The organism is Halovivax ruber XH-70, assembly GCF_000328525.1.
Lineage (GTDB): Archaea > Halobacteriota > Halobacteria > Halobacteriales > Natrialbaceae > Halovivax > Halovivax ruber.
In genome coordinates this window covers 2637992-2658087 of the sequence record NC_019964.1, presented here as the reverse complement: position 1 = coordinate 2658087, position 20096 = coordinate 2637992, and the positions used below count along the sequence as shown (strand labels likewise).

General features: G+C 64.3%; 17 protein-coding genes and 1 tRNA gene. 8 read left to right on the top strand and 10 right to left on the bottom strand.

Annotated elements, in window-relative coordinates; translation table 11 throughout:
• Positions 1–31: 31 nt before the first annotated feature.
• Together HALRU_RS12770 and HALRU_RS12765 are read right to left on the bottom strand one after the other, a co-directional pair.
• Positions 32–1144 (bottom strand): acyltransferase, encoded by a 1113-nt coding sequence (locus tag HALRU_RS12770; RefSeq protein ID WP_015301803.1) that lies wholly within the window; start codon positions 1142–1144, stop codon positions 32–34.
• Between the two features lie 117 nt (positions 1145–1261).
• Positions 1262–3085, bottom strand: a complete 1824-nt coding sequence (locus tag HALRU_RS12765) for a formate/nitrite transporter family protein (protein ID WP_015301802.1) — start codon at positions 3083–3085, stop codon at positions 1262–1264.
• 297 nt (positions 3086–3382) lie between these two features.
• Between HALRU_RS12765 and HALRU_RS12760 the strand changes: the two genes are divergently transcribed.
• From HALRU_RS12760 to HALRU_RS12750, 3 genes are all read left to right on the top strand, one after another.
• Positions 3383–5068: a multicopper oxidase family protein gene (locus tag HALRU_RS12760; protein WP_015301801.1), complete on the top strand. Its 1686-nt coding sequence runs from the start codon at positions 3383–3385 to the stop codon at positions 5066–5068.
• A 179-nt stretch (positions 5069–5247) separates the two neighbouring features.
• Positions 5248–7428 (top strand): beta-glucosidase, encoded by a 2181-nt coding sequence (locus HALRU_RS12755; protein ID WP_015301800.1) that lies wholly within the window; start codon positions 5248–5250, stop codon positions 7426–7428.
• A gap of 94 nt (positions 7429–7522) precedes the next feature.
• The gene (locus HALRU_RS12750) at positions 7523–8869 is read left to right on the top strand and encodes a PQQ-dependent sugar dehydrogenase (protein WP_015301799.1); all 1347 of its coding nucleotides are present in this window, start codon (positions 7523–7525) and stop codon (positions 8867–8869) included.
• Positions 8870–9043: 174 nt separating this feature from the next.
• Here the strand turns inward: HALRU_RS12750 and HALRU_RS12745 are convergent, their stop codons facing one another.
• Entirely contained in the window at positions 9044–9580 is a 537-nt protein-coding gene (locus HALRU_RS12745) for a hypothetical protein (protein WP_015301798.1), read from the bottom strand.
• Between the two features lie 241 nt (positions 9581–9821).
• On the opposite strand from HALRU_RS12745, the gene HALRU_RS12740 reads away from it, so the two are divergent.
• The 3 genes from HALRU_RS12740 (at position 9822) to HALRU_RS12730 (ending at position 11491) form a co-directional block, all read left to right on the top strand.
• Positions 9822–10463: a hypothetical protein gene (locus HALRU_RS12740; protein ID WP_015301797.1), complete on the top strand. Its 642-nt coding sequence runs from the start codon at positions 9822–9824 to the stop codon at positions 10461–10463.
• 214 nt (positions 10464–10677) lie between these two features.
• On the top strand, positions 10678–11295 hold the full coding sequence (locus tag HALRU_RS12735; protein WP_015301796.1) for a type II toxin-antitoxin system death-on-curing family toxin: 618 nt from the start codon (positions 10678–10680) through the stop codon (positions 11293–11295).
• Positions 11285–11491: a hypothetical protein gene (locus HALRU_RS12730; protein WP_007702471.1), complete on the top strand. Its 207-nt coding sequence runs from the start codon at positions 11285–11287 to the stop codon at positions 11489–11491. Before HALRU_RS12735 ends, HALRU_RS12730 begins: the two co-directional genes overlap by 11 nt.
• A 348-nt stretch (positions 11492–11839) precedes the next feature.
• On the opposite strand, the gene HALRU_RS12725 is transcribed toward HALRU_RS12730, so the two are convergent.
• A tRNA-Phe gene (locus HALRU_RS12725) sits at positions 11840–11913 on the bottom strand.
• A gap of 185 nt (positions 11914–12098) precedes the next feature.
• Here HALRU_RS12725 and HALRU_RS12720 point away from each other — a divergent pair.
• The gene (locus HALRU_RS12720; RefSeq protein ID WP_007702473.1) at positions 12099–12545 is read left to right on the top strand and encodes a DUF7344 domain-containing protein; all 447 of its coding nucleotides are present in this window, start codon (positions 12099–12101) and stop codon (positions 12543–12545) included.
• A gap of 481 nt (positions 12546–13026) precedes the next feature.
• Positions 13027–13251 carry a hypothetical protein gene (locus HALRU_RS12715; RefSeq protein ID WP_015301795.1) on the top strand — a complete coding sequence of 75 codons (225 nt, stop codon included), beginning with the start codon at positions 13027–13029 and terminating at the stop codon, positions 13249–13251.
• Positions 13252–13283: 32 nt separating this feature from the next.
• Here HALRU_RS12715 and ilvD read toward each other — a convergent pair whose 3' ends face one another.
• The 6 genes from ilvD to ilvC form a co-directional block, all read right to left on the bottom strand.
• A complete protein-coding gene (gene ilvD / locus HALRU_RS12710) occupies positions 13284–15038 on the bottom strand; it encodes a dihydroxy-acid dehydratase (protein ID WP_015301794.1) in 1755 nt (584 codons plus the stop codon).
• Positions 15039–15074: 36 nt separating this feature from the next.
• The gene (locus tag HALRU_RS12705; RefSeq protein WP_015301793.1) at positions 15075–16127 is read right to left on the bottom strand and encodes an isocitrate/isopropylmalate dehydrogenase family protein; all 1053 of its coding nucleotides are present in this window, start codon (positions 16125–16127) and stop codon (positions 15075–15077) included.
• Positions 16120–16800, bottom strand: a complete 681-nt coding sequence (gene leuD, locus HALRU_RS12700; protein WP_015301792.1) for a 3-isopropylmalate dehydratase small subunit — start codon at positions 16798–16800, stop codon at positions 16120–16122. The genes HALRU_RS12705 and leuD overlap by 8 nt, the downstream gene beginning before the upstream one ends.
• A 55-nt stretch (positions 16801–16855) precedes the next feature.
• The gene (gene leuC, locus HALRU_RS12695; RefSeq protein ID WP_015301791.1) at positions 16856–18274 is read right to left on the bottom strand and encodes a 3-isopropylmalate dehydratase large subunit; all 1419 of its coding nucleotides are present in this window, start codon (positions 18272–18274) and stop codon (positions 16856–16858) included.
• Positions 18271–18660: a hypothetical protein gene (locus tag HALRU_RS12690; protein ID WP_015301790.1), complete on the bottom strand. Its 390-nt coding sequence runs from the start codon at positions 18658–18660 to the stop codon at positions 18271–18273. The genes leuC and HALRU_RS12690 overlap by 4 nt, the downstream gene beginning before the upstream one ends.
• Positions 18661–18799: 139 nt before the next feature.
• The gene (gene ilvC / locus HALRU_RS12685) at positions 18800–20059 is read right to left on the bottom strand and encodes a ketol-acid reductoisomerase (RefSeq protein WP_015301789.1); all 1260 of its coding nucleotides are present in this window, start codon (positions 20057–20059) and stop codon (positions 18800–18802) included.
• Positions 20060–20096 lie beyond the last annotated feature (37 nt).

Genomic DNA, 20096 nt, shown 5'->3' with positions numbered 1-20096 from the left:
GATTGCGTTCCCGGACCGAAAATTGGCTGCCTTACCGCTCGCTGGTCGTTCTTGTTGATATCGCTGCGACGATGGCTCGGCGGAGACGATCACTTGCATCTCGTTCTTTCATGCGTCGATACCCCGCGAGCGAGACGGCGTACGCGACGACCGGGACCAGTAACTCCCAGCCGATTACGGGGAGTATTCCGGCGTTCGCCACGCCGAAGAACGCGGCGATCCCGTCGAGGGCAAAGAGCACGATCGGGTGATAGACGTAGACCCCGACGGCGTATCGGCCGATCGTCGGCACGGGCGTCTCGCGACCGAGTGACGGCGTGGCGAGGACGTAGCAGAACAGCGCCGTCGAATAAAATATTGTGAGAAGACTGAATTCCGGCGTGTAGGCCGTCGTTCGCAGCGTTTCGTCGGTGAGAACGTATCCGAGGACGTAGTGTTCGGCGAAGTGTCCGACCGCCCCGAGCGCTGCCAGTCCCAGATATCGGTTGCGGCGGTCCGGATCCGGTTGCCACGACCACGTGTGCATGCTGTAGCCGAGCGTCGTGTAGAACGCCCCGAAGAACAGGGCGTCCCTGGCCTGGATCGAAAGTGTCGGTCCCATCGTGTAGCTCTCGGCGAGCAGGCCGATCACGTGCAGACACGCGGCGATCGGCAGGGCGAACCGGATCAGTCCCGTCGCGACGAACGCGTAGAGGAAGGCGATCGAGAAGAGCAGGGCGGGGAGGAACCAGAGGTGGTAGATGATCGAGTCGCCGTAGTAGGCCAGTCCGAGCGGGTCGAGACCCGAGGCCAGCGATTCGATCACCGCCTGCCCGACCGACGCCCCGGACTGACTGGCGAGCGCGCCGGCGGTCACCACCGCGAGTGGCAGGTAGATTGCCACGGCGTATCCGTAGATACTCGCCACGCGAGTGACGTACGAGCGGACGTAGTTCTCGGCCGGGCTTCGGTCGGTATTCCTCGCGAAGAGGTAGCCCGACGTCAGGAAGAAAAACGGGACGGCGAACCGACCGACCGCGTCCGTCGCGAAGTAGACGGCGTTGCCGGCCACGCCCATGCCGCGAAACACTTCGGCGTGGAGGACGACGACGAAGCCGATCGCGACGGCCCGGCCGACGTCGATGCTCGCGATCCGCTCGATCATTGCCGTGTCACAGTCACAGAAATCCTATATGTCTTTCCAGTTCGATCGTCCGTTCCACCGATCGAACCAGGCAGTTCCGTTGGGGACCGTTCGTTCTACGAGTGTCCCCGGGAACCGTCACTCACGTCTGTTCTCACGACTCCCCGCACCGATCAGCCGTTCGATGAACGTCCGTTCGGAAGGTCGCTCGGCGAGGAGCATCGACCCCTCGACGTCGTCCAGGATCGAGAGGTGCAACGAATCGGTGACGAGCCGGGAGAGCAAACCGCGCTCGCTGGCGCCGATGATGACCATCGCTCGATTGTGGGCCGCATCGCAGATCGCTCGCTCGATGTCGCCGGACGTGTCGACGACGAGATTCGGCTCGTCGAGGTCGTAGTCGTCGGCCAGTTTGTGGAGGAATCGTTCGCCTGCCTCGCGTTCTGCCGGCCCGTCGACGACGTGTAGCAGGGTGACCTCGATGTCTGCAGTGGTCTGCAGTATTCCGGCGATCTCGGCGCCGAGACCCGCGTTCGGCCCGCCTGCCGTCGGGAGGAGGATCTCGTCGGGTTCGAGGCCGCGATCTCTGACGATCAGGAAGTCGGTCGGCAACTGGTTGGTGAGTTCGTCGAGCGGTCGTTCGGCTCGTGCCGACGACCAGACCGTATCACGGCCCCAGCCCATGAGGACGAGGTCGGGACTCAGCCGGTTCGCCGTGTCGAACACGTCTTCGAAGGACCGGGGCGTGACGACGGTCGACGTCTGGAACTCGATGTCGTGGTGTTCACCCATCGGTTCGAAGGTTTCCAGTTGGCGCTCGGACGCTTCGACAATCCGATCGTGCTGCTCGGGGTCGCCGTGGAAGGCGCCGTGTTCGGGTGCCTGCACGAAGTGGACGACGTGGACGGCGCCGGTCTTTCGCGACCCGGCGAGGGTACACGCCAGTTTGACCAGGTCCCGTTCGGTTCGGGGGTTCGAAATCGGGACGAGTACGCGGTAGGAATCCGTGTCCCTGACGATCTCTTCGATCGTGTCTACGACCGGGACGTACGTCCGTCCGGCGAGGCCACCGGCGAGCCACTCGCGCACCGAGAGCTTTCTCGCGTCGGCGAATCGACCGGATTCGAGGCGGTGCTCGCTCGTCTGATAGTAGTTGACGACCGTGAGGAGCACGACGCCGCCGATCGTGTTCCCGAGCAACACCGGGATCACGAAGTCGGTCATTCCAGGGATGAACGCGATCTGGTCGGTGACCAACATCGCGAAGACGACCTCCGTGAAGGAGACGACGACGTGGAAGAGATTCCCGAGGGGGATCGTCAGGAAGGCGATGTAGATGAGGACGACCCGAGAGATCGTATCGCGGGCCGCGAAGTCGACCCAGACGAGGCCGGCGACGACGAGTCCGGCGAACGCACCCTTGAAGAACAGGTCCCACCGGGCGGTGGCGACCCCGTCTTCGGCGAACATGATCGCCGCGTCGACGGCCGGCTGCTCGAACACGCCGCCGTAGGCGAGGACGATCGCACCGATCGCCCCGCCCGCGAAGTTACCGAGGAGGACGATCAGCCAGTGGCGAAGGAGCGAGGGCACGGACGCCAGTCGTTCGAGCGTCAGCGCGACCGGGGGAAGGGTGTTCTCCGTGTAGAGCTGGTAGCCGCCGATGATGATGTAGATGAATCCGAGCGGGTACAGCAACACGCGTGCGATCCCGCCGTCGGCCTGGGGGTAGAGCGACGCGTAGACGAGAAACGTAATCGAAATCGCGAGTCCGCCGGCCACGGCGCTGAAGAAGAGTTCGCGCGTTCCAGAGGTGATCTCGTGGTCCGCGTCGGCGATGATCCGCTGGAACAGTTCGTCGGAGGAGAATCGCTCGGGGACGACTTCGCCACTCGTCGGGACGTCTGATTCGTCTTGTCCGTCGGGTTCACGTGTTACGGACGTCTCGTCGGCCCCACTCATTGTCGGAGTATTTGGACGGGGTACTAAAACCGTTTAGTCTTTTGATCGACTGCGTCGGGTAACGGTTGTGTGTGGTCGTTCGTTGACCCGATCTGCTTCTGCAGGTTCCTCCCTGCCTCCTGCGTCACCCGTCGCTCACAAAACCGGAAATATATAATTGAAGCTACTATAATAAAAAGATTAATTTCTGCTGTCTGTGTTTGTGGGGGATATGGTATCCGAGAGCACGGTATCAGAACGGACGTATCGAGCGACTGTCGCCGGACGCACTGCAGGTCCGGTCCGGGGGTGGAACTGATGCGGCCGGTATCCAGGCGTCGACTCCTCCAGCTTGGCGGTGCCACCGGGTTGGCCGGCCTCGCGTCGGCCGGAGTCGTCGGCCGGTCGAATTCGGACGACCGATTGCAGGACCACGAGGGGCCGGAACTCGAGAAGTACGTGCAGCCGTTGCCGATCCTCGACGAACGCGACCCCGACGACTGGGTTGGGATCGGTCAGTACCACAATCTCGAGATCACGGAGTTCACCCAGCAGCTCCATCCCGATCTGCCGGAGACGACACTCTGGGGGTTCGACGGCCAGTTCCCCGGGCCGATCATCCCCGGATTTCGTGGCCTCCAGCTCGCGGTCGAGGTGGACAACAGCGGGTTGCCCGACGAACACCTGCTCTCGGTCGACGAGCGAATCGCGGGGACCACGACGGCGAACTACCCCGGTCACGACGGCCCCGTTCCCGAGGTACGCAACTCGATTCACTTCCACGGACTCGCCGTGCAGGCCGCGTCAGACGGACAGGCGGACATGTGGGTGTCACCGGACGGCGTCACTGGGCCTCGCCGGAGCAGGGACGTACAAGTGATCCCCAATCAACAGCCCCGCCTCTCGACGACCTACCACGACCACACGCGTGCCATCAGCCGACTGAACAACTACGCTGGAGTCATCGGTCCGTACCTCGTTCGAGACGGGTCCGAACGGCAACTCGGCCTCCCAACCGGTGAGTACGACGTCACGCTCGTCCTGGCCGACCGATCGGTCACCGACGACGGCGCACTGTACTATCCCGACGAGTTCGTCCCCATGTTCGGCGGCGAGAAAGCCACGGTCAACGGGGCGATCTGGCCGTACATGGAGGTCGAGCCACGTCGATACCGCTTTCGCATTCTCAATCCGTCGAACGGGCGCACCTGGGGACTCCGACTCAGAAACGAGGCGGACGATAGCGAGGAGGTCCCCGAGATGACGCAGCTCTCCGCCGGTCACGGCTACTTAGACGAGGTCGTCGGGGTCGGTCCGTACGGCGACCTCGGCACACTCTTGCTCTCGCCGTTCGAACGCGCGGAAGTCGTCATCGACTTCGCTGACTTCCCCGGCGAGACGTTCACCGTCACCAATCACGCCCTCTTCCCCTATCCGCACGGCGACCACCACAATCCGAACACGAGCAGTCCGGCGCCCGATCTGGACGAAGTCATGCAGTTTCGCGTCTCGCGCGATCGCGTCGACGATCCGTCGCGCGATCCGCACGAGATCGAGTTCCCGACGCCCGAGCGACCGGATCCGGCGGACGCCGTCGAGACCCGAGAGATCACCATGCAGATGGACATGAACGAAGCGCCGATGTTCCACACGCTCAACGATCGGGGCCCGTTCGACGACGTCGCCATCAGGCCCCAGCTCGGCTCGACCGAGACCTGGGAACTCAAAAACGACACGATGCAGTCCCATCCGATCCACCTCCACCTGGTCCGGTTCTGGGTCGAGGGGCGCAAGGACCTCGGCGCCGACGAGTTCGAGGATCCGCGTCCGAACGAGCGAAGCGGCAAGGACACTGTCATGGTCATGCCGAACCAGAACGTCAAGCTCACGGTCGCGTTCGACGACCACGCGGGCACCTATCCGTTCCACTGTCACAACTTAGAACACGAAGACAACGCCATGATGCGCCCGCTAGAAGTCGTTGGCGAGGACAGCGACGAGTAAGCGGCCACCGACGAGTCGAGAGCCGACTGACTGCGGGTGAACCCAAGCGACCGTTCCGCCAGTGGGCGAGAAGCGACTGCCAGCACCACTTCGTCTCTTCGGCGTGCGATGTCGTAACCTGCCGTTACTGACGGGATTGTGGTGCCTAGTAATCGACGACGGCGGCGACGACGCGTGGTATGTCCAGAGTGCCAGCGACAACCTGCCGGCTGTCGTCCGTGCTGGCCGCTGGGCTGGCAATCGGAGCGCTCGTTGCCAGCACGATCGGGGGTGGTGACGAGTCAGAGACCGAGCTGGGGACCGACCGATCGCCCGCCGAACTGATCGACGAACTGGATCTCGGACAGAAGACGGCGCTCACCCACGGTCACGCGTTCGATCGAAACCCCTTCGATCGCCGCCAGACGGGCTACGTAGCACCCGTTCCCGAACTCGATATTCCACCGCTGAAACTGACCGACGGGCCACACGGCGTTCGCCACGGTCCGGCGACCGCCTTTCCGGCGGGCGTGAGTCAGATCTCGACCTGGGACTGTGATCGACTGTACGCCGTCGGTCACGCGATGGGTCGCGAGGCGAAGGCTGCGGAGCAGGACGTTCTCCTCGCCCCGGCGATCAACATCGTTCGGGTCCCCACGGGCGGCCGGACGTTCGAGTACTTCGGCGAGGATCCGTCCCTCGCCGCCCGTGGTGCGGTGGCCACGATCCGGGGGATTCAGGACGCGGGCACGATCGCGACCGCGAAACACTTCGTCGCGAACAATCAGGAAGGCAAGCCTCGCTTCCGGACCGGTTCGGACGTTCCCGTCCTCAGATCGGTCCTCCAGCGTGGATCGCGCTTCGTGGTCGACTCGCAGGTAAGCGAGCGTGCACTCCGAGAGCTCTACCTGCCCGCGTTCCGGGCTGCCGTCGAAGCGGCCGACGTCGGGGCGGTGATGACGGCCTACAACAGCGTCAACGGCGACTACGCTTCGGAGAACGCACCCCTGTTCGACGTGCTAGAGGATGAGTGGGGATTCGACGGGTTCACCGTCTCTGACTGGCTTCTCGGCGTCAAGAGTCGGGACGGCTCGATCGAGGCCGGGCTGGATCTCGAGATGCCCTACGGGCTCTTCTACGGTCTTCCGCTCCGGCTGGGGCTCACGCTGGGAAGCGTCGACGAAGCTACCATCGACGGGATGATCGAACGGACGCTCGGACAGATGGAGCGATTCGGTATCTTGCAGGGCGAGCGGGTGGGTCCGCCCGGCGTGGCGAACACGGCCGAACACCAGCGACTGGCGCGCGAGACGGCCGCCCACGGTGCGGTGTTGCTGAAAAACGAGCCGATCGGTGACGGCGATCCCCTCCTGCCGATCGACCCCGACCGGATCGACTCGCTCGCGGTCATCGGCGATGCAATCGACACGGCGACGGTCGGTGGCGGTGGCTCCTCCGCTGTCTCTCCACCCTACACCGTGAGTCCGCTTGCAGGGATCGAAACCCGACTGGGTGCGGACGTGCGGATCGTCACCGCGGACCCGACGAACGGCATCGACCGGGCGGTCGACGTCGCCGAATCCGTCGAATGTGCGCTGATCTTCGTCCACGACGCCGCTACCGAGGGCGTTGATCGATACGACATGGCGCTTCACGGGACACAGGACGAGGTCGTGTCGGCCGTCGCCGAGGCGAACGACCGCGTCGCGGTGGTCCTCGACACCGGCGGCCCCGTCACGATGCCGTGGGTGGCGTCGGTTCCGGCGGTTTGCGAACTGTGGTATCCGGGGATGGAAGACGGGCGGGCGACGGCGGACATCGTCTTCGGCGACGTCGACCCCGGCGGGAAACTGCCGATCACGTTCGGCGAGCGGTTCGACGACTACCCGGTCTCCACTCCCGAACAGTACCCAGGCGTCGCCAACACGGTCACCTACGCGGAGGGCGTCTTCGTCGGCTACCGCCACTTCGACGCCCACGATATCGATCCGCTGTTTCCCTTCGGTCACGGCGAGTCCTACACCACGTTCGACTACGGCGAGCTGTCGGTGTCACCCGCGGAAACAGCGCTCAGCCGACCGATCTCCGTCGCTATCCCGGTCGAGAACACCGGGGATCGGCCCGGGCGCGAGGTCGTCCAGGTGTACGTCGCGCCGATGGGACCGAGCGTCCCTCGCCCGCCGAAAGAACTTCGCGCGTTCGAGACGGTGACGCTCGCACCCGGTGAACGGTCCGTGGTCGAACTGACGCTTTCGGCCGACGACTTCGCCTACTACGACGACTCGCTGGCCGACTGGGTGGTCGACCCGGGCGAGTACACGATCCTCGCTGGCAGTTCCTCACGAGACATCCGGGCGAGTCACCCAGTCACGATCCGATAGGACCCCTTACCGGAGCGATTGACAGTCTGATTGGCGTGGCATCCATCGTCGCCGGAATAGGCGTATTTCCCGCTCGCTGGCATACGACTGTGCTATGGTGCCACACACTGGTCGCCGGCGGTTCCTGACGTGTGCCGCCGTCGGTGCCGCGACAGGACTCGCCGGCTGTGCAGGGGAGTTTTCTCTCGACACCACGGACTCGGATGCCGTCCCGACCGAGGTCGAATCCGTTCCCGAGGCGGTCGGTCTCGAGACGGTCGTCGACGGACTGGACGCGCCGCTCGCCGTTTCGTTCGTTCCCGATGCAGCGTCCCGGTACGTCGCGGAACGCGACGGCCGCATCCTCCGCCACGGATCGGACGGCCTGCAGGACGACCCTGTGCTCGATCTCCGCGAGACGGTCGAACCGGAGGGGGAGAAGGGACTGCTCGGCATGGCCGTGCATCCGAACTTTGCCGACAATCGGCGGCTGTTCGTCCGCTACAGCGGTCCGCTCCGCGAGGGGATGCCGGCGGACTACAGTCACACGTTCGTCCTGGCCGAGTTCGAGGTGACCGCGGACGGAACGCGAGCGCCGCGTGACACCGAACGGCGGATCCTCGAAATTCCGGAACCACGTGATCTCCACAACGGTGGGGACCTCGCGTTCGGACCCGACGGCTTTCTCTACGTCTCTGTCGGTGACAGCGGTGCCGCCCCCGAGGAGGGCTGGCACGGGCCCGGGGGCGGCGGCAACGGCCAGGACGTGACCGAGAACCTCCTCGGCAGCATCCTGCGGCTGGACGTCGACGAACCCTCGTCCGGGAACCGGAACGCTGCGGACGACGGACGAGGTGGCCAGGACGGACGGGGGTACGCCATTCCGGACGACAATCCGCTCGTCGGTCGGGACGGCCTGGACGAACACTTCGCGTGGGGGTTCCGAAATCCCTGGCGCCTCTCGTTCGACGGCGACGACCTGTACGTCGCAGACGTCGGCCAGAGCAGCTACGAGGAAGTGAACCTCGTCGAAAACGGCGGTAACTACGGCTGGAACGTGAAGGAAGGCACGCATTGTTTCAAGGCCGAGGACTGTCCGGACGAGACGCCCGACCACGTGCGGGGTGGCGAACCGCTCGTCGATCCGATCATCGAGTACCCACACGAGGGTGGCTCGGTGAGCGGCGTCTCGGTCATGGGCGGGTACGTCTACCGCGGGTCGGCACTCCCGGACCTGCACGAGCGCTACGTCTTCGGCGATTTCATCCCGGATGGACGACTGTTCGTCGCCACGCCGTCGGACAACGATGACGAACTGTGGTCGACTGCCGCCATCGAACTCGACGACGCGGGGAAACTCACCCGTATCCTCTCGTTCGGTCGGGACGACCGGGGCGAGGTGTACGTTCTCGGAACCGGCTCCGAGGACGGTGGGCTCTTTCGCATCGTCCCCGCAGTGTGACGCTGAGGGCCGAACACAGTCTGCAGCGACAGCTGCTGGGGGAATAGACGGCAGGCGGACTTCGCCGCTCGCCGTTTGACGCGTCGCGAGAAGTGCCGTTTGCCGGGTTCTGATTGGAGAACACGCCACCTCGATTTGTCCCTACGGGTGAAAGGAGCTGTTGGCTGCCCCGTCCTACCTATCGCTTACCGTCTCCTCGTCGGTGTCTGACGCAGATTGGTTCCGTTCGATCGCTGCCATCGTTCGATCTTGGGAAGCGTCGTACGAGTGTCCGAGCGCAATGAGGAACCCGACAATGGCGGTCACCACCGCAACGGCGCCGATAGCCACGACAACGATGGCGACGAGCGGTCCGGACAACACCTGTGCGGAGGTGAGAAGCGCGATCGCAGTTACCGATGCGATGAGTGCAAGCAGGCGACCGAACCGACCAAGGCCGAAATCGACCCCGGAACCGTCAGACGGAACGAGTTCGTTCAGAATTCCCTCGTATCCATCCTCGCTAACGGCATTCCCGAGCGAATTGATCGAATGAGCGATCCACAACCCAGCAGTGAAGCTGAGCAAGGCGACGAACGTGCCGACACCGACGAACCCCTCGACGAGAAGCCCCACCAGAATCGCGTTGGCGAAGACTACCACCATGATGCCGTGAATTAACAGCGAGCGCGTTCCGAAGTCTTCCAGCACGGTCACATGGCCCAGTCTCATAGGGTATGCAGGTCGAGAACGGAAATACCTCTGTTCCCTTCCTGTGCAGTGTCCGTAATCTGTACTCCGCCGAGACAGTCCGGGGTGTTCGCTTCGGTCACAGAAACTCGGTATAGTTCAAATCCGGTGAGGGCAGTTTCAGACTCACTTTGGTCGCGGTTTGCAACAGAGCCCCTCTCGAGGATTTCCCACTCATCAACAGACCGAACCTATTTAGTAGCGTTTCGAGAACGTCAGTGCGATGACGGGCGACGTCGACACGGAGTCTGCAACTGCGACGGCCGATGCGATGCGCTCGTTCAATCGATTCCTGTATGCCTATCTTGCGCTGCTGATCATCGCCTTTCTCGGTCTCCTTCGATTGTTTGGGTTCCCGACCGCGACCGCTGTCGCCCTGGCTGGACATCTGCTGATTCACGCCCCGCTGTTCACGCTGATAGGAAACATGCGAGCACGAACCGACGAGTCAGTCGCGACGGTTTGTGACGAGCTCTCGTCGGTCGCGAACCCACTGACGTCGCTGTGGCTCACGGATGCCGCCCAGATCGAGACAGACTCTGACGCCGGAGCGGTCCACTTCCGGCGCAACGGGCCGCTCGGCCTCACGTCGAAACAGTATCGGCTGGTCGCGACGGAGCGACCGGACGAGACGATCGTACTGACGATCTCACGGGACAAGCGCTCGATCGTCACGGCACGCGCTTCGGTCGAATCAGTCGAAACCGGAACGCGGGTCACGTTGACGGTCGAGCGAACCGACGTTCATGCACTGTCCCTGCTCATGATGATGCTCTTGGGATCGACGGTCGATCGGTTATACGCGGCGCACGGATACGACATCGTCGACGACTCTCACTCGGTCGGGCTCCGAGTTCCATGGTGACCGCCCGTGTGCCGATCCAGTTGGGAGCGCTCTTGATTCGCGCTGCTCAGGCCCTCGATTTCGGTACTCGCCGCGCCAGATAGCACACCGAACTCTCACGCGGCCGCTCCGCTCACCGGGTAGAAACGGAAGTGGTGCATCCCGGATTTGAACTGTAGAGTACGGGCAATACCGGAGTACTTACGCAACCTTCTCCCATACTTCCCACTACCTGATGTCGACGGACAATAACGAAGATGAATTGTGGTATCCGTCAGTCGACGATATCCTGCTGCTTCATGAAGACATTGTCTCCGAAGACGGTGAGGCTAGCCCTGGCGTAACCAACCCGGACCGAATCGAATTTGCGATCAATTACGTCAAACACGGTCACTTCGGCGAGGTCCCGAATACGATCCACGAAAAGGCGTTTCACCTGATGCGGTTACTTGCGTCGAATCACTGGTTCGTCGACGGTAACAAGCGGACTGCCCTCAATACCACCGAACTCTTCTATCTCGTCAACGGATACGAACTAAGTTACGGAGAGGACATCCGTTCGATGCTCAAATTACTTTCCGTAAGAGAATCGCTGATCGATCGTTCTATCGGCCCTCTCTATTTGTCCGATCAGGCGACGCCAATCGATATTGAAGAGGACATCGACCCCTGGACCGCTCTCGGTGTTCTTCTCGTCGCCGCACTCATTCAGTATCTGGATGTTGACCCTGATGAGTATCTACCCGACGACTACGACGAGGCCCGTGTTCGGGAGGGGTGGGGACTCACAACGATATACGACGGAACCGTTAACATCGACGAGGACAAAGGCACACAGGAGAATGGCAGCTGACGAAGCCGCTTTTAACGGCAAGGAGAATCTACTCGAGACGCTGCTAGCGGACTTTCGTGAGCGATACGTAGAGGAACACGGCGAAGAACCGCCGGAAGCGATACTGCACGACGCTCGCCGAGATATTCTTCGGTCGCTAGCGAAAAAAGGACGTGACGAACACCGGGACGTTTACGACGCACTCGCAGACGAATAGCCGTTTTCCTGCAGCGCAACACGCCTCTCTCTCTCTCGACTTCGCCCCCTGACGTATTCTTGTGAGAGCCCGTCAACTGAACTCCGCTTTGAGCGGCAGTCTCTCATACGAACCGGCCGCATCCCAATTTGAACCCCTGCACCCAGCTCGTCTCATACAAATTCGATCGGCTGTTTCAGGTGATCTGCCGCTCTCAGACCCGATTCCCCGTCTATCCGCAATAGAAATGCCGCCTCCCGGATTGTGAACTACGTCCGTAAATGCTCGGTTCGCTGCGCCTTTCCGGTATAGATCAAATCCGGTCGGATCACATATTTGCGGCTCGCGGTGTTGCTCGCCGCAAAAGTATGCCGCCTCCCGGATTTGAACCGGGGACAGCTCGATCTTCAGTCGAGTGCTCTCCCAGTCTGAGCTAAGGCGGCCTGTACTGTTCTCCGTCGATAGCACAAAAAAGGATTTCGAATGGCGTCGGCGAAGGGGGTCGGTGGTACGCGGTGGGTACGATCGAGATCGTGTTCAGTGACCCGTCGAGAGTATCCGAATCACGTGTATTTTCCTCGCTGATATTCAAGACACACTTTTGCCCGCGAGTGGGTAAGACATTGTTATGGCACCGCTTACCGAAGAAGCGGATTCCGGCACACTGACGGCGGATACTATCCTCGAGTTACTGGCAAACCGCCGTCGCCGGTATCTTCTCTACGCACTCAGGGGGCGAACGGATCCCATCGAACTGTCCCGTCTGGCCGAAACCGTCGCGGGCTGGGAACACGACGTCCCACCCGACGAAGTGGCAAAGAACGATTACAAGAGTGTGTACGTCTCGTCGGTCCAGTGTCACGTGCCGAAACTCGCCGAGGCAGGCGTCGTCGACCACGATACCAACGACCACTCGGTCATCCTCGCGGAGAACTACGAACAGCTCGAACCCTATCTCGAAGTCGTCATCCGTGACGAGCCCGAGAACTCGACGCTTCAGCGTGCACTCGATTCGCACTCCGGGGACGGATTCTTCCGCTCGATCCGGGAGAACGTCTCTCGGTTGACGCACTGACGCCGCTTCGAGTGGCGCTGCCCGCCGCGGACTGTCAGTATTCGACTCGTCGTCTTCGAACGATCCACTCTGTCTGCAGCTTCGGAAATGGGTATTGGAAACTCTTGTAGGCCTGCGTTGCTTCGCTACGGACTGATTACGCCACTACTGCCGATCCGGGCAGTACTGGAAGGGCGTCGGTGCCACTCATTACCGCCGACCCACTGTGTTGGAGTGTGGAAACGGTCCACGCGTGCATGCGCGGAGATAACGCGAAATCACGTAGATGTGAAAACACGTAGAAAAGCACAATCACGTGATACTACTCCCGTCAAACTACCGCCTCGCCGCGGCTACAGGATCACCCGTCCGGTCATGGTCGCGATAGCACGTTCACCCACAACCGCCCCTCGCCGTCACCCACACAGCGAACCTCACACGACCTGATACCACCTGCACCGACTCCATTGCACCAACCTGCCTCCCTGCGACCTACAGACCCATGCCTTCCGACGATCCCACGAGAACCGACGCGCGATTGTTTGCCGTGCTGACGCTCGCGTTCGGCGCGTTCGTCGTGTTGAAGAACGCCCAGCCGACCGTCGTCTTCGTCGGTACCGGCATCCTGCTGCTCGTCTACTTCGGCGGTACGCTCGCGACGATCGAAATCGCCGATCGCCTCCGGATTCACGTTCGAAACACGGAGTCGGACGACGAGGAGGAGTGATCGATCCGTCGTGGCCCCACGCAGTGGCTGCCTTATCGGTCGTCGTCGCGTTTCGCCGCCGGATTCGTCACAGCGCCGGTCGCCGCCGATCCGAACGCCTGGCCGTACTTCGCGAGGACACCCGACGTGTACGCGGGTTCGGGCTCGTCTCTCGCGTCCAGTCTGGATTCGAGTTCAGCGTCGTCGAGCGCGACGGAGAGTTCGCGATTCGGGATGTCGACCGTCACGATGTCGCCGTCTTCGACGGCGGCGATCGGGCCGCCGTCGGCCGCCTCCGGGGCGACGTGGCCGATCATCGGCCCGCGCGTCGCGCCGGAGAAGCGACCGTCGGTCAGCAGCGCGACGTCGTCCTCGTGGCCCTGGCCGACGACGGCTGCCGTGACGCCGAGCATCTCGCGCATGCCGGGACCGCCGCGGGGCCCTTCGTTCCGGATGACGACGACGTCGCCCGATTCGATCCCGCCCGACTGGACCCACTCCATGGCGTCCTCTTCACGCTCGAAGACGCGGGCCGGGCCCTGGTGGTAGAGCTCGTCGTCGCCAGTCACTTTCAACACCGAGCCGTCGGGGGCGAGGTTGCCGGTGAGGATGACGAGGGCGCCCTCCTCGTGAATGGGGTCCTCGATCGGCCGGACGACCGCCGGGTCGACGTCGTCGTCGGCCGGCAGCGACAGCGCGTCGAGTTCGTCCTCGATCGTTCGGCCGGTCACGGTCATCGCGTCGCCGTGGAGCAAGTCGGCGTCCAAGAGTCGTCGGAGGACGACCGGAATGCCGCCCTGCTGGTGGAGGTCGGCCATCACGTGCGTGCCGCCCGGGCGGACGTCGACGATGTGGGGCGTCCGCCGGGAGATTTCGTCGAAGTCCTCGATCGCGAGGTCGATACCGGCCTCCGCCGCGAGCGCGAGGAGGTGGAGGACGGAGTTCGTCGACCCACCGATCGCGACGTCGAGCGTGATGGCGTTCTCGAACGACTCCCGGGTGAGGATGTCGGAGGGGCGCCGATCTGCCTCGACCGCTTCGAGTGCGAGTGCGCCCGCCTCGGCGACGATCTCGGCGCGTTCGTCCGTAACGGCGGGTGCGGTCGCGGAGCCCAGGGGAGCGAGCCCGAGCGCTTCGCTCATCGAGGCCATCGTGTTCGCGGTGTACATGCCGGCGCAGGACCCGGGGCCAGGGCAGGCGGCGTGTTCGAGTTCGTCGAGTTCCTCGCGCGAGAGGTCACCCTCGGCGTGGGCGCCGACGCCCTCGAAGACGTCCTGAATGGTGACGTCGTCGCCGTGGAACTCGCCGGGGAGGATGGTGCCGCCGTAGCAGAAGACGGTCGGGAGGTCGGTTCGGATCGCCGCCATCATCATGCCTGGGAGGTTCTTGTCGCAGCCGGCGAGCGTCACCAGTCCGTCGAGTCGCTCGCCGAAGGCCACCAGCTCGACCGAATCCGCGATCACCTCGCGGGAGACGAGCGAGGCCTTCATCCCCTCCGTCCCCATCGAGATCGCGTCGGAGATGGTGATCGTCCCGAACTCGATCGGCATGCCGCCTGCGTCATCGACGCCGGTCCACGCCGCCTCGGCGAGTTCGTCCAGGTGGACGTTACAGGGCGTGACGTCGGCGGCCGGGTTCGCGATCCCGATCATCGGCGAGGCGAGGTCCTCCTCGTCGTACTCCATCGCGTAGAACATCGCCCGGTGGGGCGCACGATCGGCCCCCTCGGTGACGTCGGAACTCGGTAACGATGTTGATTTGGCGGTTCGCAGGCCGTCGTCGCTGATATCGTCGTGTTTCTGTGTCATTAGTGGGTCACTTTGGTTGGTTCGATCGGCTTCCGTCTACGGTGCTTCATCGGTCGACATCCGCTCGATAATCGTCGCGGTGACGTCGCTCGTCGTCGCGTCGCTGCCGAGGTCGGGCGTCCGCGGGCCCGATTCGAGCACGGACTCGACGGCCCGGCGAACCGCCCGCGCGTCCTCGTCGTACCCGAGGAATTCCAGAAGCATCGCGGCCGACAGGATCGTCGCGCTCGGGTTCGAGAGGCCCTGTCCGGCGATGTCCGGTGCCGTTCCGTGGACGGGTTCGAACAGCCCGCGTTCGGGCCCCAGATTTGCGGAGGGAAGGAGGCCGAGACCACCGACGAGCCCGGCTGCCAGATCGGAGAGTACGTCGCCAGCGAGGTTCGGACAGACGACGATGTCGAACTGGGTGGGGTCGAGACAGACGCGCGTCGCGAAGGCGTCCATGAGCGCCTCGTCGGGTTCGACGCCGTGGTCGGCCGCGACATCGAAGACCGACTCGCGAAACAGCCCGTCCGTCTCGCCCATCACGTTCGCCTTGTGGACGACGGTGAACGAGTCGGCCGCGGCGTCTGCGAGATAGCGACAGGCGAACTCGGCGAGCCGTTCCGACGCGGAGCGGGTTGTGAGTCGCGTTCCCGTCGCCACGTCGTCGGTGAGCCGCCGTCCCAGGCCGGCGTAGACGCCCTCGGTGTTCTCGCGGAGGAAGACCAGGTCCGTCTCGGGCCGGAGGGCGTCGACCCCCGGATACGCTCGTGCTGGGCGGACGTTGACGAACGAGTCGACGGCACGTCGAAGCGGGAGGATCACGTCCGCGGCACTTTCGCCCGCCGCGCCGAACAGCGTCGCGTCCGCTGTCTCGACGGCCGCGCGGGTCTCCGCGGGCAGCGGCGTCCCCCGCTCGGCCGCGACGTGGTCGCCTGCCTCGTACGTCACGAGGTCGAACCCGGCGTCGAGGGATTCGAGAACTTCGACCGCGGCCGGCACGACTTCCTGGCCGATGCCGTCGCCCGGGATCACGACGATCGTCTCGTCGTCGGTTCCACCGTTCCCGCCGGAGACGTCCCCGCCGGCGCGCGTTGCGTCACTCATCGCTCGTCACCCCGGCGTCGACCGTTCGACCGACACCGTCGCCGGCCTCGAGGTCGGCGTAGGGGAGCGATGCGGCCGTCTCGTGAACGGTTTCGGGATGCTGCCGCATCAGCGCCGTCGTGTCCCAGTTGCCGTCGACGAGCGCACGCCGCTGGGCCTCGTCCACCGTGACGTCGAGGGTCGTCTCACCGTAGGTGACGGCTTCGTCCGCGACGGAGACCGTGACCGGGTCGTCGGGGTTGGTCTCGACCCACGCTTGCAGCGCCGCGATCTCCTCGTGACCGGCCGTCACCGTCGGGATGCCCAGGCCGAGGCAGTTGCCCGCGAAGATCTCGGCGAAGCTCTCGCCGACGATGGCGTCGATCCCCCAGCGCATGAGCGCCTGCGGGGCGTGTTCACGCGAGGAGCCACAGCCGAAGTTCGAATTCACGACCAGGACCGACGCACCCTCGAACCGATCGTCGTTGAACGGGTGCTCGAGCGGTTCGTCCTCTTCATCAAACCGCTGATCGAAGAAGGCGAACTGGCCCAGACCCTCGAACGTAACCGCCTTCAGGAAGCGCGCCGGCAGGATCTGGTCGGTATCGATCTCGTTGCCGCGGATCGGGACCCCGGTCCCGCGGACGCGCTCGACCGGTTCCGGGCCGGTCGTGGCGCCGTCAGAATCGTTCATACAACCACCTCCAGAGCGAGCTCTGGCGTAATCGCATGAACTCGCTTCGCTTCGTTCATGCGACCACCTCCGGAAGCGTACGGACGTCAGTCACTGTTCCAGTTACAGCCGCCGCGGCGACCATCTGCGGGCTCATCAGGACCGTTCGCCCGTCCGGACTGCCCTGGCGGCCGACGAAGTTGCGATTCGACGAGGAGGCACAGACTTCGTCGCCGACGAGCTGGTCGTCGTTCATCCCCAGACACATCGAACAGCCGGCGCCGCGCCAGTCGAAGCCGGCCTCGCGGAAGACGTCGTCGAGGTCTTCGCGTTCCGCGGCGGCCTTGACCCGCTGACTGCCGGGGACGACCATCGCGCGGACGTCCGGGTGGACCTCGCGGCCCGACACGACGTCGGCTGCGGCCCGCAGGTCGGCCAGGCGGGCGTTCGTACAGGAGCCGAGGAAGGCGACGTCGATTTCGTAACCGACCATCGTCTCGCCGGGCGTAACGTCCATGTGGTCCTGGGCCTCCCGGGCGACGTCCTGTTCGTCGTCGGGCAACTCGGCCGGGTCGGGGATCGGCTCGGTGATGCCGACGCCCTGTCCCGGGGTCGTTCCCCAGGTGACCATCGGGTCGAGCGCCGAGGCGTCGAGCTGGACGACGTCGTCGTACGTCGCGTCGGGATCGGAACGGATCGACTCCCAGTAGGGCTTCAACGACTCGAGTCGGTCCGGATCGTCCGTGAATTCGGGGGTCTCCGCCAGCCACTCGTAGGTGGTCTCGTCCGGGTTGACGTAGCCCGCGCGGGCGCCGCCTTCGATCGACATGTTGCAGAGGGTCATTCGTCCCTCCATGCCCATCGACTCGACGGCGTCGCCCGCGTACTCGTAGACGTAGCCGACGCCACCGTCGGTTCCCAGCTCGCGGATGATCGCCAGGATGGCGTCCTTGGCGGTGACGCCCGGGTCGAGGTCGCCCGTGAGCTCGATCTTGCGCACCCGCTGTTTTGCCATCGCCACGCAGCCGGTCGCGAGCACGTCGCGGATCTGCGAGGTGCCGATACCGAAGGCGAGCGCGCCGAACGCGCCGTGGGTTGCCGTGTGGGAGTCGCCGCAGACGATCGTCGTTCCGGGCTGGGTCAGCCCCTGTTCCGGGCCGACGACGTGGACGATGCCCTGTCGGCCCGTCTCCGGGCTCGAAAACTCGATCCCGGCGTCGGCGACGTTCGACTCGAGCGCTTGCATCATCGCTTCGGCCGCGTCGTCCGCGAACGGTCGCGACTGGTCGGCCGTCGGGACGATGTGATCGACCGTCGCGTGCGTGAGCGAGGGGTAGGCCACTTCGTAGCCGCGCTCGTCTATCATTCCGAACGCCTGGGGGCTCGTGACCTCGTGGACCAGGTGCAGGCCCACGAACAGCTGGTCCTGCCCGGTCGGGAGGGTCCGCACCCGGTGGGCGTCCCAGACCGCGTCGTAGAGCGTTCCCTCGCTCATTTCGACCGATCGGTGGTTTCGCTGCCACGGCCGAATGTCCGGACGTGACCGTCGACCGGTGACGTGTGGTCTCTGTCCTTCACTCGTCGTCGCGGGGCGTCATCGTCGGTCGCGGGTGCCTCCGACGCGTCGCCGTCCGCTTCGTCGTTCGGCCGTCGGCCGCCGTCCGTTTGCGCCGAGCGCCCCTCGTGGTAGCGATCGAACGTTCGTTCCGGGCCCTCGACCGGCGAGGTGTGGTCCCTGTCTTTCACGCGTCGGGGGTGCCTTCCGTCGGTGGTCCCATCCGCCCCCGACGCGGTATCCGGTCGGGTTTCGGCATCGGTCGGGTCTGCGTGTTCGTCTCGGTGCGATCGCGTTCGGCTGGGTTCGGTGTCGTGTTCGGTCATGCTGTCGGTTGGGTGTGCTGGGTTCGGTTCGGAATCGGTCGGTGCGTCGTCGGTGCTCGTCGGGTCCGGTCTGTTCGGTGATCGATCGGCCCACCAGCTCCGGCGGTGGACTCGACGTGTGCTCGCCGACGATCGTCGCTCATCGCTCGCCCTCCGCGTCCTCGTCCCACGCGAACAACGTCCGCAACTCGGCGCCGACGCGCTCGATCTCGTGGGTCTCCTCGGCTCGACGGTACTGGGTGTACGCCGGACGGTTCGCCTGATTTTCGCTGATCCACTCGCGGGCGAACTCGCCGTTCTGGACGTTCTGCAGGATTTCATCCATCCCCTCGCGGTCGACGACGCTCTCGCCGCGGGTGAGGCCGCCATACTCGGCGGTATCGGAGACGGAGTTCCACATCTCCATGTGGCCACCCTCGTACAGCAGGTCGACGATGAGCTTGAGTTCGTTCAGGCACTCGAAGTAGGCCATCTCGGGAGCGTACCCCGCGTCGACGAGCGTCTCGAAGCCGGCCTTGACGAGTTCGGTGACGCCGCCACAGAGGACGGCCTGCTCGCCGAAGAGGTCGGTCTCGGTCTCCTCGCGGAACGTCGTCTCGACGACGCCGGCACGCGTACAGCCGAGCGCGTCGGCGTACGCCAGCGCTTGCTCGCGGGCCTCGCCGGTGGCGTCCTGGTAGATCGCGAGCAGACCGGGCGTCCCCTGCCCGTTCTCGTAATTGCGCCGAACGAGGTGGCCCGGCGACTTCGGTGCGATCATCGTTACGTCCACACCCTCGGGCGGCTGGATCTGGTTGTAGTGAACGTTGAACCCGTGGGCGAACTGCAGCGTGTCACCGGGCTCGAGGGTCGGCTCGATCGCTTCCTCGTAGACGGCGGGCTGGACCGTATCTGGGAGCAGGACGCTCACGACCGACGCCTGGGCCGCGGCCTCGTCCGGTGTCGCGACCCGCAGCCCGTCTTCCTCCGCAGCCGTCCAGGAGGAACTATCCGCTCGGAGGCCGACGACGACGTCGACGCCGCTCTCTGCTAAATTCTGGGCGTGTGCGTGGCCCTGCGAGCCGTAGCCCAGGACGGCCACTGTCTCGTCGTCGAGGGCGTGGCGGTCGGCGTCACGCTCGTAGTAGACCGTCGCGTCGAACGACGGCGACTCGTCGGCGACGTCCGTCCCGCCGTCGGTGAGACATCGCTTCGTCCGTTCGGTCGAGGCCTCGACTGCCTCGTCGGTGGCAGTTCTGTCGTCTGGATCCGTTTCGCCAGCCGTTCTCCCAGTCACGGTGACGGTCGTCCGCTCGGCCCGTCGTTCGGCCATTCGCTCGACCGTCTGTTCGTGGTTGGTTCGTCCGCTGTCTGTGGCGTGTGTCGTTGTCGTGTCGTGTTGTGGGTGTGTTCTCGTCATGCTCTCACTCAGCCGGTGGCTGTCCGTGTTTCTCCGT